The following is a 15,962-nucleotide window of genomic DNA, read 5'->3' as shown; positions in this document are numbered from 1 at the left end:
AACTTGATTTTTAGTATCAATATATAAACTGCTTGTTGCCTTACTTTCATTGGTTTTACTTAAAAGTGCAACACAATGAAAATAAGGTAATCCCTTATTCTTCTAATACACTACTATAAGTAAGTCTGATTTGATAATGTGCTTTTTGTGCCCGATTTAAGCATAGGCTTTATTAGTGTCAAAGACCATATAGATACTTCCAGCCCTATCGGGAAAGCCATGTTTGTCTTGATTGGGGCAATGGCAGAATTGGAAGGTGACCTGATTACTGAAAGGATCAAAGCTGGTATGGAAGCAGCAAAAGCAAGAGGAAAACCTATTGGCAGGCCTAAGACCCCTGAACATATTATTAAAAAAGTACAAAAGTTAGCCGCTGAAACGGATTTGAGTATTAACCAGATTAAAAAGAAAATTGCTCAAAATGTAAGCAGGGCGGTAATTGGCAAAATTGTCCAAAAAACACGCTCAAGGCAATAATACTACCATGTGGCTCCTTTTAGCATTATCCCGAACATACCCGATGTTCTATACCGTTTTTGACTCAGATCGAAGTGTAGAATAGAGATGTGATACAGAGTAAAAAAATAAGAATTCTAGTAGAAATGCCGGACTTTTTGTTTTTATAGAGTTCTCAATTTTGCCGCTTTGATCAAATTATCGAGCGTATAGAAAATGTTCGTTTGTTGAACGCTTCCAACCCAACTTTACTTTCCTAATATTTTGCCGGCTTTATAGTTTATAAATTGCATCTATAATTCAAAATACATAAACTTGTATGCATTGATGAGTAAATATACTTTTTAGCAAATCATATGAAGATAGGTTATGCAAGGGTTTCCACCAAAGCCCAAAAATTAGATGCACAAATAGATGCTTTGAAAGCTACCGGAGTAGAAAATATTTTTTGCGACATTGCCAGTTGAGCAAAATCAGAGCGGCCGGAGCTGGAGCGGATGCGGGAACAGTTACGAAAAGGGGACACCTTGATCATTCAACGCCTGGATCGCCTGGGCCGCTCGATGAAAGACCTGGTCAGCTGGGTGCAGTGGCTGGAAGACCATGAGGTGAAATTTCAAAGCCTGCATGAAAATATCGACACTGGATCCCCTACCGGAAAACTGATCTTCCATATTTTCGGAGCGTTGGCTGAGTTCGAACGCAACCTCATCCGGGAACGGACCAAAGCGGCCTGGAAGCAGCCAGGCTGAGAGGAAGAAAGGGAGGTAGAAAACGGGTATTAAGTGAACAACAACAATTGGCCTTAAAAACCTTATATGAAGCCAAAGGGCATACCATAGAGGAGTTGTTGGAGCAATTTAATATCAGCCGAGGGACTTTGTACAAAGTAGTACAGGGGGAGTATTGAGTTAAAGTAGTCCCAACTTAATCCTGTTTACTTATTTTTAGGTGTCCTCCGTTTTCTCTATACTCTAATGTATCCGTCTTAATCCTTCTTATAGTGGGGGAAGGTAAAACTAATGTAGTATTGTGTGGATGTGCTTTAAAAAAATGTGTCGACTCTATTTTTTAACATGGTAGAAAACATATTACAAAAGGGTATTTGTACCACTTTGTAGGAATATGGTCTACAAAACCTTTCCATCCATTTTAAATCAATTATTTGATCAAGCGTTTCAACCGGGTCAGATAAGCTTGCCAATAATTGCGTTTGGCACTTTCATTCAGGAAGGAGGCGGCTACCAGCTTTTCTACTTTTTCTGAGCCTGAGGCGAGCATATTCAATGCATTATTTGCTTGCTTTTCATTTAATCCCGCCTGTTCGGCCAAAAGAAAGAATTGTTGGCTGATTTTACCTTGGGCTAAATTTCTGGGTAATAGCCCGTCATCCAGCGCAAAGTCTTTATCTTCTATATGTATTCTGCTATTTAACAAGTCATATGCAGGACTTAGACGATAGTCCCCCATTGGGGTTTCCAAGAGTGAAAAATTCTTTAAATGGGCATCGCCATTTGAAAACAAGTAGTTAAAAAGCAAAACCTTATATAGCTTAATAGCTTCTATTTTATAGGCAGGTACATAGGTTTTCATCAACTGAAAAAGCTCCAGGTAGTTACCCAGGTATTTATAATGTTCCCCATGCGTTTGAGGGGTTCTTTTAGCCAAAGAACAGAAATCCTCCTGGGCCCATTTGCTCCCGTCTTCTCTGACGTCAAACCGTTTGGTAATGTAGGCAGGAGCTCCGTTCTTAAAGAAAATAAGGGCGTTTTCAGCGGTTTCTATACCGTACACCTGACGGGCTATTTGCATGGTCAAATGTTCATTGGCCGGCATCTGATCCGCTTTTTTTCCTGCACTTGGAATCGGCTTCAGAATATAGGTTCCCCTTTCGCCTTCCTTGACTAATCTGAGTCTGTTTTTTTCCAACAATACGGAAAATTTTTCCTGCACTCCTGAAATAGAGATACGTTTTCTATTTTCTTCAAATAATTCATCCGTCTCCGAATTGGCTGTGGGTGAGTCATAGGAAAGTATATGATGGACCTTTCTTCCGTTGAATACTCTCTTCAGGCAAGTGCTGCTGTAGGTATTAAAGCCATCGGCCAAGGTGCCGGGACAATGGTTGATTTCCGGTAAAAGCATGCTTATAATTCTCGTTTAATTACCCTAACGGCTCCTATGGTATCCGTTTTTGCCGTGGTCATTAATATGCCGAAATAATCATCCGGATCAATCCGCATATGCCGGCAAACCACTTGCTTGTTAGAGCCCTCCGGCAGCATATTGAAGAAAAAAGGAAAGAGGTATTTGGAATGATATTCCTTTTGTGTTTTGGACAGGGTGAGGCTTATGCCTGGCTTACTGCTGTCAGCCATCCAATTGTCATCATAGCGGAATGTAAACGTCCCGTCATCATGCTGGGTTAAAACACCGGCTTCTTCATTTTTGTATAAGATCTTGGCTGCTCTCATTTACCTATTGCGTTTTTTTCACTTGCAAACAAATTTCCATCCCCAAAACTTCTGTCAAGCTCTGTAAGGTTTGGAGGGTAGGATTTCCTTTTCCGCTTTCCAATTGTTTGATGGTTCGCAAACCTACACCGGAAAGTTCTGCCAGTGTTTCCTGGGTTACCTGCAGCATTTCTCTACGCTCTTTAATGGTTTGGATAATCTCCTCAAGGTGCATTATAAAGCTCTTTTAAAGTAAAAATATATACTTTTTTTTATAAAAGCAATGAAAAGAGCATTAAAAAGCACTATTTAGCATTATTCCAAGTAACATACATCGGTGGAATACTAATAGAAGCAAATTATACATGTTACGGGTATCGACTTTATGAGATTGTTTTTTCGGTTAATTTATGCTTTTAAATGAAGCTAGTAACATCTTTCATTTCGACTTTTCTATAAATGACACTGTAGTAGCAGGTAATAACAAGTCAATAACTTGATTTTTATAAGTAAAAAATAGTATATTTAAGAATAAATTATATGGAAGCAAATAGGTAACCATAGAATAAATACAAATGGATAAGTAATTGATAATCAATATTTAAGGGTATTATTGCAATCATCCTGCCACCCCGACAAGTTTAAGTCGAAAGAATTGCTAAAGCCCTTAAATCACACGATTTGAGGGCTTTTTCTTTTTTTTCAGCCCACCAATTCCTACTATACAACTACTTTTGTCTTGATCATTTGGGTGGCTTTTCGAAAAAAATCTACAAAATGTTTGAAGAACTTCAGACGGACCTGGATCAGTGGATAACGTGGTATAACCACCAGAGAACACACACCAGCAAATACTGTTATGGAAAAACCCCTTTGCAAACCTTCAAAGATTCCATACCTTTAGCCAAAGAAAAGCTCATCCAATATAAAGAGCTTAAAAGTTCTTTTCATAGTGACCGATAATTATCACATGTCAGATCAAGTGGTGGCTAGTACAAATAACTTCGGGCTCGGCTACGAGCAGTTGAGGTTTTTAAGTTCTAACTTTTCGACTCAGCTCTGACCTTTGTTTATATTCATATTTTCGTTTTATCACTCCCCCCGCATTACACTTTTACAGTGTTGTGCATAGTGCTTTATTCTTTAGTCCTTTCCAAAATCAAAGATGAAAAGGACTTCACTCCAACTTTTATACACTCTTCGTCAACTCCAAAATTAGGTGCGTGATTCATAGCATTAATTCCTTTTTCACGATTTGAACCACCCAACAAAAAATACACTCCAGGTATTTTTTGTTGAAAGTAACAGAAGTCATCGTTGAAATATGGAATTTGCCCATAATCCATCGCAACAGATTTACTACCATAAATATTGGTCAGCGTGTTAATTGCATTTTTCGTTAATAGCATATCATTCAATACGGTTGGATTTTCCTGAATAAAGGATGTCGAGATGAATTTATCCTTGTATTCAGATTCGCCAATTATCTGCTCAATTTTCGGTAAAACATTAGACAAATTCGACTTGTTGGTTTCATAAGCATACGCTTTTACGTCAAGTTGATTGTTGTTTTCCTCGATTACGAAATTTTCCTCCATAAAAAGATAGTCCTTGAAAATAGTATTTGGATTAGTTAATCCAACTATAGAATCAAAAGCCATTGGAATTTCCCAGGGATTTGCCCCATCTTTTTTTCGTAGGGTTTCAGTTCGTATTTGATTGTATAGAATTCCTGCATCTTCTTTTGACAGTTCATCATTGAATGTAATTTGTATTCGCTTTTGATAAGCATATAGTTCATTGGGTTTGACCATTATTTGACCTACTGGTAACCCAGTTACGTGTAATGCGTATATTTCATCAATTTTCAATTCTGAAAACAGACTGCTATTAGCCATATTTTTTGCACCTACAAAAGTTTCCTCTTCCGGTTGAAATATGAAATATATGGTGCCTTTAATAGCTTCTTTGTTTTTAGCTAATATCTCAGCTATTCCAAGTCCGATTGCCATATGAACATCGTGACCACAACCATGCTGTATTCCTTTAATTTTTGATTTAAATGGAACTTCGTCGGGAAAATCATTGGGTAGAGCATCCATATCAGCTCTCCAAGCTATATTTTTTCCCTCTTTTCCGCTTTTTAGAATTCCAATAACGCCATGACCTGCGACATCTGTTTTAACCTCCAATCCTAACTTCGATAAATATTCAGCAATAATTTTGGAAGTTCTTTTTTCATCTCCAGCGAGCTCAGGGTTTTGGTGAAAGTCTCTTCTAATTTCAACTAAATTATCGAATATTTCTTCGGTGTCATTTTCAATTTTTTGGTGGATGTTTTTTTCTTCGGATGATTTACAAGAGATTAGAATACTTAATAATAGAAATATTAGGTTCTTTTTTAATTTCATATTTCGATTCAGTTTTTTCGTATTATGCACAACGGTGAAGTGCATGAGAAGTAGCGGATTTTTATACGCTAACTTTTCAGTTTTGCACTGGCATTTGTTGTATGTTTATACTTCCGTTTTTTCTTAAACCGCTATTACCTATACACCCTGTTAGCGTACGTTTTTACTCTGTTTGATTTACCCAATTTAGAAAATCTTGAAAAACATCATCCCAATGTTCTTCAAACTTTCCGTTTTCTATTTCTTTTCCAAATCCATGATCTAAATCCGGATAAACTTTGAAGGTAAGATTGTCTTTTCGGTGTCTTATAAATTCAATTGGGATTAGATACGCCGATTCTAAAGCCACAGCTTGATCCTTTGTTCCAATGGCAGCAAATATTGGTTTCTCTATTTGTAACAAATTTTCAACTGGAGGTTCGGAAAAGTGGCTCCATCGGTTATAGCTATTATTTTCTCCTTGCCAAAATTTATCAGTGGCATTTGGATCGGACATGATATTTTTTAAATCGTTAAACAACGTATCAATTTTGTTTTGAGCCTGTTGTTCAGTTAGGTGTCCCTTGTCAACATCTTTTCTAATAAAAGTCACAAAATCAATAAATTGCGTATTGCCACCTCCAGACAAATATCCAAAGTGGGTTATTTTATCGTTTATAGTTCCTAGTTTGGCTGTAACATCACTGCCTTCGGAATGCCCAAGTACAATTATTTTATCAAACTTCTTATTGTACTTATTACACAAATCGTTAATAACTAAGTCGGCTTGATTTGCCCTATACTGAAGAGTTTGATGCTCAAAGTATGATTTTGGAGTGGAAAAAGATTTGGCTGTTTTCATCAGAAAAGGAAACCCTTTACGTGAAATAACAACAAATAAATAGTTAGTTGGAATTGTAGTTAAAGTAAACGGCAGAACTGTTTTTATTGATGTTTTTCCATTGCGTTCTCTTAGTTGATATAAGGACCTGGCCCTTGAACCTTGAATATATAAGAATAAAGTATTAATTGAATCAATACTTTGTTTGGCGTGCGTATGGTAATTTATCGTATCATTTTCTGTGATTACAGAAGAATGCTTATAGATTTTGTCTAAAACAGTGTTGTTTTGTCCAAATAATATCAGATTACTTGCCAGGAGTATTATAGAAAAAAGTAAGGTTTGTTTCATGTTCAATAATTTCTGTTAAATGTATGCTAACGGTTTCGTATAAGAATAGTAGCGGATTTCTACTCACTATCGTTTCAGTTTAACACCGACCTTTCTTTTGTGTTTATGCTTTCGATTTAGCACTTATTAGCTATGTTTTATACACGTTTTTGGCAACCGTTATTTTTTCATTAATGCGAGTTTTATTCCAAGTGCTATAAATATTCCTCCAGTTATTTTGTCCAACCACATTTTTATTTTATAATTTTTTCTAATTCGGTCAGATAGTTTTGAAGCAAACAATGCTAAAATTAAACACCAAATTGTTCCTGTTAGTAAAAATGTAATTCCAAGAATTAAAAATGGAAGTGGGCTTTGTACATAATTTGGGTCAATAAATTGAGGCAAAAACGCGAGAAAGAATAATGCTACTTTTGGATTCAGAATATTGGTTAGAACCCCAGAAAAGTAAATCTTTCTATAATTTCATTTTCATTACTCAATTCAAATTTTCCATCTGTTTTTTTGAATATTGTTTTTAGTCCTAAAAATATCAAATATGCTGCTCCCAAATATTTGACTATTTCAAAAGCTGTTGCAGATTTGGCTAGTATGATTGATAATCCTAACGTTGCAAAAATGATATGAAAAATAGCACCTGTCGATATTCCCAACGCTGATAAAATCCCAGCTTTTTTTCCTTGAGCAATACTTCTCCCAAGAATATACATTGTATCAGCACCTGGTGTCAGGTTCAAAATTAATCCAGCTATTAAAAATGCCTCAAAGTTTATTATTCCGAACATAATTTTCTTGGTTTATACTTAACGTTGGTAGTTTTTAATTCATTTCGACTTTAAGTTTCGATTCAATCTGATTGTCAATAATTAATTCTATTTCGAATTCATTTTCAATCTTCATATAAGCGAAATTTGTCCGTCCGTATTCACAAATTCGTTTTATTATCTTTCCAATTATCAGAAGTAGTGCTTTCCGAATCTCTTTCGGATATTCAAAGTAGTTCGGAAATATCAAATCAACACACCATTGAGTAGATTCTGTTTTTCCCGCATTAGGTTTGTATTTAATATTTTCAGGTCTTCTTAATTCAGACTTGAATAGAACTGAGGCTTCAAAGTCCTTCAAGTCTGTTCGTGATTCAATTTTTATTTTCTCAATAGGTTCTGGAACCTTTATAAATAGTATTCCACCACTAAATGTGTTGAGCACTGCAAACCTTCCTTTTTCTAAAAACCTATTAAAGTCAGTCTTCAAATGTTCTTTTTGAGTTGGTTCAGAATTAGAAGCAATAAGTTCGAATTCTCTATCCAAGTCGTAACTGAAGTTCGCCTCTGTAGTGAATTCAACCTTTTCAATATCTTCTAATAGTTTTTCCATTTTAATTACCTACAACGGTCTGGTGTATGAGTAGTAGCGGATTTCTACATACAAACCTTTCGGTTTTGCACCGACCTTTGTTTTTTGCTTGTACTTTCGTTTTATCACTTAAACCGCTATTACTTATACACATTGTTAGCTTTCCGTTTTCATTTTTTCTTTTGGAAAGTCAATAAATTCAAGTGCCCTAAGTGCGTCATTTACCACAAAACTTTGTTTAGAAAATTTAGGATTCCAACCATTAAATAGATAATAGTCAATCAACTTTATAATTACTGCTGGTCTATTTAGGTTTATCTGCTTGCAATCCGAGTTTTCTCCTTGAATTACTGTTTTTCCTGTATTTGAAAACCAAATAACCCCAGAATCAGGATAACCGACCATCCATTTACCCTTTTCATCTCTTGAATTTATCAATACATTATCTTCTTCTCGAAAATGTAATTTAATAGGTGAGTTTTTAAAGTTCTCTAGATAAATAACAATCTGCTCCACACATTCTGAGAATTCATAGTTGTCAAGATGGTAGTGAGCCCTTTTCCATAGATAAGTTTCCTTTCTATGAATAATCTTCCTCATTTTTATTTTATTTATCCATTTCATTTAATGAAAGCTAACGCCAAGCTATGATGAGTGGGGATTAGAAAGCACTAACCTCCCGTCTCGCACATAGCCACGCCTTGATTTAAATTTAATACCTGTGGCGGACTTTCCAATTCTCACAAAAATACCCTGACCGATGAAATCCCATTCATAGCATTTGTTATGCTCATTTCTTCGGTTTAAAGTTCTCCTGATTTATTATTCGTATAAACCTTGAAAGTTCGTTGGACAATTCTGTCACGTTGTTCATTCGATGGTTTTTGACGGATATCCTTTTTGATACACCTTGAAAGTCCAGATTGATATCATCCGTTGAAAATTTTCGAGTTAAACGTTTCACTTCATCTTTTCCGATCACTTCTACTTCGGTTAAAGCTTGAAACTTAATAATATCAGGTTCATGCTGTGTGTCCACCTCCGCTATTATCTTAAAGTTATCTATCTGGCCTGTTAAAATCGGTTCGGTAAATTGCCACCTCTTGTTGTCGTTTTTTAGTTGTTCCATAAACCCGTAATTCAATAGCTCTGAAAATGGGTAAGTGCTAAATGCCTTTCTTCGTTTATGTAAATCCCAAGTTCCTCTCAGTGTTCCTATAAGAAGAATAAAAATTGGCATTCCAATTCCTGCACCAAAAATCACTACCAGAAAAAGGCTTAGTTCAGGTACTTGTCCGTTCAAATAGCCAATTCCGAAAGCTATCAGCACTAGTGCTAGGAAAAGTACTGATGTAAATTTGAATGCAAATACAAGTTTTGGTTTGTTGAGTTGGAAGAATTCTTTCATGTAGTCGATTGAGCATAATGGTTTTGTGTATGGTCTGTTGCGGAAATTCAGTTATGATTTTCCGCTTAGAAATCAGCCGTTGATTTTTATTTTGGTGTGGCAGAAAACCACAATGAATTATAGCCATTGTTGGGCTTAGTTATTTTTTTATTCTCCTTCAAAGAAATCGTTGTCAATTTCTTTCACTTCATAGATGGTCTTTACTTGAACACCAACATTGTATTGATGCATTAAGTCGACCAGTTTAGGTCCATCAATTAGGATAATCGAATGATGCGCTTCTCTTGCTTTCTTAATTGCTGAATCGTCAAATGTTGATGTCGTTATAAATACTCCTTTTGAAGTATCTCCACTCATTGCTCCAATGAAATTCCTAATATCCTTTTCACGTACTTTATTTTCATTGTATCGTTTTGCTTGAGTGTAAATTTTTTCAAGACCAAGTTTGTCCTCGTTTATGATTCCGTCAATTCCACCATCTCCGGATTTCGAAGTTTCAATAAAATCTCCGTAACCCATTTTTTTGAGTAAAATCAATATTACTTTTTCAAAGAAGTAAGGGTCAAGTTCTTTAAGCTTTTCAAGAAGTTCCGTTTTAACTTCTGTTTCAATTGTCTCAAATCCAGTATCGATTAGGTCTTGAGGTGAAGCATTCTCAACATCAACCGTTTCCAATTCGGTTTTGTCCTCTTTTTTACTTTTAACGGAAGAGCGATATTGAATAAAATCAGGATCATTTTGTAAGTCCGATAACAATAATTGCCCACTTACTAAAGCCTGTTTTCCTTTATCTCCGATTTGTACCATTCCTCTTTTAGGATAGAATACAAACTTTCCCATTTTCAGATACGATTTCCCCCAAAGTATTCGGTCAATCAAAGTATTTGCTCCAGTACCTGTTTTTTTATCTAAAAGTTCCTTCGGTAAGCCTGAATAATATTTGTCACGAACTCTAATTGCTAATTCTCGACTGCTTATTGATTCAATCGAATTCAGCGTTTCCAAAATCGGCATAAAAGTTTCGTGATATTTAGGTAATTCCATTTATTAATTCGGTTGTTTTCTAATTAAGCCCAACGGTCTCGGCTATGAGTAGCTGTGTGGTAAAGTTATAAAGTTAACAAGTACACACCAAACTGAAAATCCTCTCGGATTTTCAGAAATAGGCGAGAACAAGCAATTACTTATAGCCATTGTTGGCAATTGTATTTTATTTAGAGCTGTTTCCATTTAATATATCTTCGACTGTTGGGTTATAATCATTTTGCCTTGCTCCAAATAATTTAGGGTCTGGATTTTGTTAAAAAAAATTACCCAACGAAGTTGTCTAAAGTAAAAAATGCTCAAAATGAGTAACTTAGGAAATTCTGACAATCTTAAGTTGAGCATCAAATATGAGCATTTTATCCAAAGATATAATAAAAAACAAGATATTGCCACATTTAACACAAATCAAAAAAGGGCCTAAACTAACTGAAGATAAGCTAGTTAACATTGTAGAACTCATCCTTTACCGTTTGAAAACAGGGGCCCAATGGCGGGAACTGCCCATACGGCATTTTATGGAAGGGCCTTACAGTTGGCAAAGTGTCTTCCACCACTTTAACCGTTGGTGCAAGCAGGGCTGTTGGCAAAAAAACTGGGAAGCTTACATTGGCAAAAAGTGAAAGATCTGCTGCCGGCAGGGGTCTTGAAGCAGCCGGCAGTAAGCCTTTATTGTCTGGAAGCGGATGAGATGTGGAGCTTTGTAGGGGCGAAAGATTGTCCGGAATAGCTGTGGTTGGCTGTAGATAGGCGGACAGGCTTGGGGATTTCCATTTGGGCAGTCGGGATGAGGCTGGGGCATGGTGCTTATGGCTGAGTCTTCCGGAAGAGCTACGCGAAAAGGCCCTGGTGTTCACCGATGGTTTGGCGGCTTATGAAGCCATCTTTGCCCCAGGTCAACATCAAGTCCGAAGGAAAAAAACAAACCACCCGGATCGAACGCCTGAACAATACCCTGCGGCAACACTGCGCAAGGTTAAGTACGGAAAAAACCTGGCTTTTTCCAAAACCTGGAAAAACCATTGGCTGGCTATCCGGTATTTCCTCTACCACTATAACCTTGACAAATTGACAAAAAATACATCCTTATTTTGAATCCACTACCGCCATTGTTATAAGCAGTTATTTTGTCAAATTAATAAATATCCCATTTCATTACAGGATTTCACAAAATCTGAACGAAACTTGATAGTATCAAAATTATCTAATTTTTTCTGATTATCTATTAAAACTTGAGTAGATTGATACATCAAGGTTAATATATAATCACAAACCAAATCGTCTGGAAATACTTTTAATTTATCGAAGTCAGGCGCTACACTAAAATGTCCAACATTGTAATAATAATCTTTACCTCCTACAGAGGACGCAATATTTACCTTTTTTTGAAAACGGAATAAGTAAGGTTTTCTATTTACTAAATAACTTTCAACCAATTCCAAATCTATCCATAAATGCTCCATATTTCCTGCATAGTCATTGCTTAATTTCTTACCTAATTGTTCAAGAGGTTCTTGTACAGCCTTAGCAACTCGTTGTGTACTTGCATCATACATATTTGCGTGGAATGCTACTTTCAAAGGTATTCTGTCTTTTCTTGTTCGGCTTTTTGGGTAGTCTATAACAACACCTTTTTTGTATGTTCCATAAGAATTAAAAAACACAAGTTTTGTAAAGGACTTATCCATTACTCCAATTTCTTTTTTGCCAATAAATTTCTCAATTCTATCAACAATTTCTGATTTTGAAACTAAGGAACTATTACCAGACGTAATAATCAAATATATTTTGTCATCAGAATAATATTTTTCAATTTCTTGATAAACAAACTCTTTTCTAAAATCCTCTTTTGTTCCACAATATTGGTACTCGACTTCATTTTCATCAACCAATTCATTTTTTTCATTGAACCATTTAGCCAAATCAAATTTGTTGTAAAACTTTCTATGTAATTGTTTTGAGTCCATTTTTTAGTTTTAATTGGTTACAACAGTCTCGGCTATGATTTCGGCCCGGGAAGTCCGGTAGGATTATCCTGTTCGGAATCGAGCCAGGTTAAAAGTAATGAATTTTATTTTTTGGATAACGGCAGGACTGAATTATAGCCATTGTTGTACATCGTTTTTGTTGTTGTATAACATAATTTTTGTGATTGTCAAGTCCGTTCTTTTCAGGATTTCCCAAGTCAATCATTCCGTCAATTCCAGAGTCATAAATTTGCCAATTATGCTTTTTAGCTATTTCGATTAACTCATAAAGTCCATTTTCTCCATACAATGAAAGCATAAAAAATTGCTTGACTGCTCGTTGTCCTCAAAAAAGTCAATCGTAAAATTCGTTCCGATTATTTCTCTATGATTATCGTTTTTTTGATTTGGTCAAATGAGTTTTCCAAAATCCCGCAAAAATCAGTCAGTTCGAGTTGGTTTTCATCCAATTCAGCAACTGATTTTATTTTTTGTATTGAATTAAAAAGTACAATATCCCAACTCATTTTCTAAAAACTAAATTCACAGATATTTTGATTATTATTTACTCTTTTCAAACATTCAGTTAGCAATTCCGAAACTCTTAAAGTTGGAATTAAAGTGTAATTATATACAGTTCCTATTTCATTTTTTTTTGAAGAATCCCATTCGTATTCAGTTCCGTTTTTGTCAATAATTATTGATTTTCCTTCATAAATATCTTGCCATTCAACTCGTTGAGTTAAATCAGTAATGTTTTCGTAAACACTTACTTGGTGTTCAGAATCTACTTTGTCAATTAGAAATATCATTGGTTTGTCAAATGGTGTACAACGGTCTCGGCTATGAGTAGTTGCGTGGGTTAGTACTTAACGTTGCAAGTACACACCAAACTGAAAATCCTCGCGGATTTTCAGAAGTAGGCGAGAAGAAGCGATTACTTATAGCCAATGTTGTGCTTTTATTTCTTTTTAATTTCGTAATGACCTTCATTCGGATGTTTTCCACTACAATCGCAACTTGAAAATTCATTACTTGAAATCCAAACTAAATCCTTTTTATTTTTATTATACCATTGTTTAACAGCAAGCTTAAAATTCAGTCTGTTTTGATAATCCTTTCTTAAAAAATTCCAATACTCACAATATCCGCAACCATCTTGGTCAAATTCAGTACCGAGTAATTCAAAAGTTGGAATTCCTTGAATTATTTCCTCAAGTGCGACATAAGCAATATCTGCAACAGAATGATTTCCGCCAAAGAGTACAACTCCAGCTTTAGTTTCTGTAGAGTCATTCAGCTTTTCGATAAGATATGGTATGCCTTTTTCTTTTAGTTTTACAACATTCCAAAATAATTCGTCTCCACATTTAGTAAATCCTTCACAGATATATGGCATATTCTCAACATATTTTAGACTGTCTATTTTTTCCTTTATTCCGTTCTGACCAAATGATGAAATTGGTAAAATCGATAGGATTAAAAATACTATTTTAAAATATCTATTCATTTTTTCAGTTTGAAGCACAACGGTCTCGGCTATACGTAGTGCGGGATTTGAAAGCTGAAAGTTTCAAATCGGCACGGAGTAGAGCAGAATCGTTGGATATTTTAAATTTTTCACTTAAACCTGCATTACGTATAGCCATTGTTGGTGGTAGTTACTTATTCTGTTTTATAAATTTAATCGTATTCTCTGATTCTGTTGAAATACAATATATCCCGAGATTAAAATTCAATTTAATTAGTTTACTTTCACAATCTCCTTCCTGTGAATAACCTTTTACCAATAACTTAATCTTGTTATTGGTAATTAGTTCAAACGTCCCGTCTGAAGAAGGAAAGCAATCATTTCCACAAGGAGCAAAATATGTGCATGTAAAACTATAATCCTCATTAAAAGTAATTATATTACCATATACGTATTCTTTTTTTTCGTTTGGTTTAATTTCGGTTAAAATAAACTCATCAGAATCATTCAAATTACGCCCGATAATTTTATTAATGTAATATTTCCCTATAATACTTTGCGCATTTAAGTCTTGAAAACACATCAAAACAGCTATTATTACTACACTTTTTAATATAAAATTTAAATTCATTTTAGAAATTTAAAAAGTTAATATACCAATCACAAAAACCTTCACAACAACCGCCCATTTGACAATGAATGTATATAATAGGAATCAGAAAAACCAATAAAAATGGTATGTCAATTAGGGCAATATCGTAATGCTTTTTGTAAAGATTTTTTATAAAATCAATTACAAAGCCAACAGTTAAAATTATGAAGATAAAAAATAGCAAGATCGCAAAACCCAAGCCTACATCAGTTTTGTGTTCCTTTTGATTATTCGCTTCAACTCCTGCCTCAAATGCAAAATACAAAACAACTAATGGGAGTATAACGATAAGTAACCTTACTAAAAAAAATTTGATAATATTATTCCCACTCATTTACTCTATGATATAATATTTATTTGCATAATAGTTTGTAAAAACCCTTGTCTTTTTTAATCTATTGCTCTTGTAAATTTCCGTTTTGGTAGGCGTGCCTGAATCTTTGTCTCTATACAAAACTTTCTTGAGTTTGTTCTTTCCATTTTTTAGGTCTCTTCCATCTTCTCGAAAAAGGCTCCAAACTTCTACTATAATTACCACCAATTTCCCAGTTGTAATAATGTCTTCCAGAACCTGCAAATATTGCATCAAGTCTTAAAGACCAAGTCGAATCGAACTTTTTAGGATAAGCATAGTGCGGGATTAGAAGTACATTACTTTGGTTTTGCTCTATATTTGTTACTATTTAATTCGCTTAAATTTAGCACTTTTGCCCGCATTACACTTATACAATGTTGTGCATAGTAATTCATTTTACCAATCTCTATTTTCCTCAATTATATTCTCAGCAAGCTTTTCATCAAGTTCTTTTGCAATCGAAATTTCAATTAGTTTCTCAACCAAATCTTCCCGTTCTATAGTTCCTATGTGAGAAAACCTCTCGTCAACCTTATTAATAGCTTCAATACATTTTTTCAAAGCATTTTCTTTAGCTTTTTGTTGACCTTCTTTTTCTTCATATTTAAGAATAGCTTTTTCTGTCTTTATCAAAGCATCGGCATTAATGTAATCAAGCCATTCTTTAAAATAATGAGATTCAACCTTTTTAGCTTTTGAATTTCTTAATTTTTCTTCCTCCTCCAGTCCTTTTAGGATAGCTTGTATTGACATTGGTTGGTGAGTGTTTTGTATTCCATTATGAAAATCACACTTACTCGGCATTGAGAATTGAGGCACCAAAGATGGTTTAAATTCACTAATTTTTTTTACTTGTTTATTGTCAAACTTTGAGAATTTGTACTTGTCTTTCAGCTCGTAATCCATCAATTTTTCATCAAATTGGATCTGTGGTTCTTTATTCCATATGCTGAAGTAACAAGCTGTATTCTTTCTATAATATTTGTGTATGTAAACAGTCGATAAATCCAAATCTTCAACTTTTGGAATGCTTTTAAATGTTTTTTGAAAAACAGCTAGATAGTAGCCGAATTTAAAATCAACATCATAAGGTGCAGGTAGCCCTGTCACTATTTTTAGTATTTGAAGAAAGAAATATTTGCCATTTAATTTAAAGTTGTAAATATCACCTTCCTCAATTTTTTCAATGGCTATTTCTGATTTTTTCGTCATTCTTAT

The 15,962-nt window shown here is 34.7% G+C and carries 22 protein-coding genes and 2 pseudogenes; 6 read left to right on the top strand and 18 right to left on the bottom strand.

Features of this window, described 5'->3' with window-relative positions:
* The first annotated feature begins 147 nt into the window (after nucleotides 1-147).
* From AAG747_RS19310 to AAG747_RS29220, 3 genes and pseudogenes are all read left to right on the top strand, one after another.
* Nucleotides 148-477: a recombinase family protein gene (locus AAG747_RS19310; protein WP_346822852.1), complete on the top strand. Its 330-nt coding sequence runs from the start codon at nucleotides 148-150 to the stop codon at nucleotides 475-477.
* 335 nt (nucleotides 478-812) lie between these two features.
* Nucleotides 813-1,208 (top strand): annotated as a pseudogene (locus AAG747_RS19305) (recombinase family protein).
* Between the two features lie 47 nt (nucleotides 1,209-1,255).
* The gene (locus AAG747_RS29220; RefSeq protein ID WP_430300662.1) at nucleotides 1,256-1,366 is read left to right on the top strand and encodes a helix-turn-helix domain-containing protein; all 111 of its coding nucleotides are present in this window, start codon (nucleotides 1,256-1,258) and stop codon (nucleotides 1,364-1,366) included.
* 251 nt (nucleotides 1,367-1,617) lie between these two features.
* On the opposite strand, the gene AAG747_RS19300 is transcribed toward AAG747_RS29220, so the two are convergent.
* The 3 genes from AAG747_RS19300 to AAG747_RS19290 are packed head-to-tail and all read right to left on the bottom strand — an operon-like array spanning nucleotide 1,618 to nucleotide 3,144.
* Nucleotides 1,618-2,601 carry a type II toxin-antitoxin system HipA family toxin gene (locus AAG747_RS19300; RefSeq protein ID WP_346822851.1) on the bottom strand — a complete coding sequence of 328 codons (984 nt, stop codon included), beginning with the start codon at nucleotides 2,599-2,601 and terminating at the stop codon, nucleotides 1,618-1,620.
* A gap of 2 nt (nucleotides 2,602-2,603) precedes the next feature.
* Nucleotides 2,604-2,930 (bottom strand): HipA N-terminal domain-containing protein, encoded by a 327-nt coding sequence (locus AAG747_RS19295; protein WP_346822850.1) that lies wholly within the window; start codon nucleotides 2,928-2,930, stop codon nucleotides 2,604-2,606.
* A 4-nt stretch (nucleotides 2,931-2,934) separates the two neighbouring features.
* Entirely contained in the window at nucleotides 2,935-3,144 is a 210-nt protein-coding gene (locus tag AAG747_RS19290; RefSeq protein ID WP_346822849.1) for a helix-turn-helix domain-containing protein, read from the bottom strand.
* Between the two features lie 527 nt (nucleotides 3,145-3,671).
* On the opposite strand from AAG747_RS19290, the pseudogene AAG747_RS19285 reads away from it, so the two are divergent.
* A pseudogene (locus AAG747_RS19285) lies at nucleotides 3,672-3,824 on the top strand (IS3 family transposase); the annotation flags it as partial.
* Nucleotides 3,825-4,045: 221 nt separating this feature from the next.
* Here AAG747_RS19285 and AAG747_RS19280 read toward each other — a convergent pair.
* From AAG747_RS19280 to AAG747_RS19250, 8 genes are all read right to left on the bottom strand, one after another.
* Nucleotides 4,046-5,320 (bottom strand): M20 metallopeptidase family protein, encoded by a 1,275-nt coding sequence (locus AAG747_RS19280; protein WP_346822848.1) that lies wholly within the window; start codon nucleotides 5,318-5,320, stop codon nucleotides 4,046-4,048.
* A 163-nt stretch (nucleotides 5,321-5,483) separates the two neighbouring features.
* Entirely contained in the window at nucleotides 5,484-6,491 is a 1,008-nt protein-coding gene (locus AAG747_RS19275) for a dienelactone hydrolase family protein (protein ID WP_346822847.1), read from the bottom strand.
* Between the two features lie 159 nt (nucleotides 6,492-6,650).
* The gene (locus AAG747_RS29215) at nucleotides 6,651-6,914 is read right to left on the bottom strand and encodes a LysE family translocator (RefSeq protein ID WP_430300663.1); all 264 of its coding nucleotides are present in this window, start codon (nucleotides 6,912-6,914) and stop codon (nucleotides 6,651-6,653) included.
* A gap of 8 nt (nucleotides 6,915-6,922) precedes the next feature.
* On the bottom strand, nucleotides 6,923-7,276 hold the full coding sequence (locus tag AAG747_RS19270; RefSeq protein WP_346822846.1) for a LysE family translocator: 354 nt from the start codon (nucleotides 7,274-7,276) through the stop codon (nucleotides 6,923-6,925).
* A 34-nt stretch (nucleotides 7,277-7,310) separates the two neighbouring features.
* Nucleotides 7,311-7,868 (bottom strand): hypothetical protein, encoded by a 558-nt coding sequence (locus AAG747_RS19265; RefSeq protein ID WP_346822845.1) that lies wholly within the window; start codon nucleotides 7,866-7,868, stop codon nucleotides 7,311-7,313.
* 135 nt (nucleotides 7,869-8,003) lie between these two features.
* Nucleotides 8,004-8,471 carry a hypothetical protein gene (locus AAG747_RS19260; RefSeq protein ID WP_346822844.1) on the bottom strand — a complete coding sequence of 156 codons (468 nt, stop codon included), beginning with the start codon at nucleotides 8,469-8,471 and terminating at the stop codon, nucleotides 8,004-8,006.
* Between the two features lie 166 nt (nucleotides 8,472-8,637).
* Nucleotides 8,638-9,255, bottom strand: coding sequence for a hypothetical protein (locus AAG747_RS19255; protein ID WP_346822843.1), 618 nt, complete (start codon nucleotides 9,253-9,255; stop codon nucleotides 8,638-8,640).
* 147 nt (nucleotides 9,256-9,402) lie between these two features.
* The gene (locus AAG747_RS19250; protein ID WP_346822842.1) at nucleotides 9,403-10,299 is read right to left on the bottom strand and encodes a restriction endonuclease; all 897 of its coding nucleotides are present in this window, start codon (nucleotides 10,297-10,299) and stop codon (nucleotides 9,403-9,405) included.
* Nucleotides 10,300-10,688: 389 nt separating this feature from the next.
* Here AAG747_RS19250 and AAG747_RS19245 point away from each other — a divergent pair, with 389 nt between their 5' ends.
* Nucleotides 10,689-10,922: a transposase gene (locus tag AAG747_RS19245; RefSeq protein ID WP_346822841.1), complete on the top strand. Its 234-nt coding sequence runs from the start codon at nucleotides 10,689-10,691 to the stop codon at nucleotides 10,920-10,922.
* Nucleotides 10,923-11,073: 151 nt separating this feature from the next.
* Nucleotides 11,074-11,394, top strand: coding sequence for a hypothetical protein (locus AAG747_RS19240; RefSeq protein ID WP_346822840.1), 321 nt, complete (start codon nucleotides 11,074-11,076; stop codon nucleotides 11,392-11,394).
* A gap of 35 nt (nucleotides 11,395-11,429) precedes the next feature.
* Here the strand turns inward: AAG747_RS19240 and AAG747_RS19235 are convergent, their stop codons facing one another.
* From AAG747_RS19235 to AAG747_RS19205, 7 genes are all read right to left on the bottom strand, one after another.
* The gene (locus AAG747_RS19235) at nucleotides 11,430-12,266 is read right to left on the bottom strand and encodes a hypothetical protein (RefSeq protein WP_346822839.1); all 837 of its coding nucleotides are present in this window, start codon (nucleotides 12,264-12,266) and stop codon (nucleotides 11,430-11,432) included.
* Nucleotides 12,267-12,354: 88 nt separating this feature from the next.
* Entirely contained in the window at nucleotides 12,355-12,585 is a 231-nt protein-coding gene (locus AAG747_RS19230) for a hypothetical protein (protein ID WP_346822838.1), read from the bottom strand.
* A gap of 211 nt (nucleotides 12,586-12,796) precedes the next feature.
* Nucleotides 12,797-13,078: a hypothetical protein gene (locus AAG747_RS19225; protein ID WP_346822837.1), complete on the bottom strand. Its 282-nt coding sequence runs from the start codon at nucleotides 13,076-13,078 to the stop codon at nucleotides 12,797-12,799.
* Between the two features lie 149 nt (nucleotides 13,079-13,227).
* A complete protein-coding gene (locus AAG747_RS19220; protein WP_346822836.1) occupies nucleotides 13,228-13,776 on the bottom strand; it encodes a hypothetical protein in 549 nt (182 codons plus the stop codon).
* A 151-nt stretch (nucleotides 13,777-13,927) separates the two neighbouring features.
* A complete protein-coding gene (locus AAG747_RS19215; RefSeq protein ID WP_346822835.1) occupies nucleotides 13,928-14,368 on the bottom strand; it encodes a hypothetical protein in 441 nt (146 codons plus the stop codon).
* Nucleotide 14,369: 1 nt separating this feature from the next.
* Entirely contained in the window at nucleotides 14,370-14,723 is a 354-nt protein-coding gene (locus tag AAG747_RS19210; RefSeq protein ID WP_346822834.1) for a hypothetical protein, read from the bottom strand.
* 417 nt (nucleotides 14,724-15,140) lie between these two features.
* Nucleotides 15,141-15,956: a hypothetical protein gene (locus AAG747_RS19205; RefSeq protein WP_346822833.1), complete on the bottom strand. Its 816-nt coding sequence runs from the start codon at nucleotides 15,954-15,956 to the stop codon at nucleotides 15,141-15,143.
* Nucleotides 15,957-15,962 lie beyond the last annotated feature (6 nt).

Source organism: Rapidithrix thailandica, assembly GCF_039710355.1.
Taxonomy (GTDB): domain Bacteria; phylum Bacteroidota; class Bacteroidia; order Cytophagales; family Flammeovirgaceae; genus Rapidithrix; species Rapidithrix thailandica.
The sequence above is the reverse complement of the archived record's forward strand: the minus strand, read 5'-3'. Positions and strand labels throughout refer to the sequence as shown.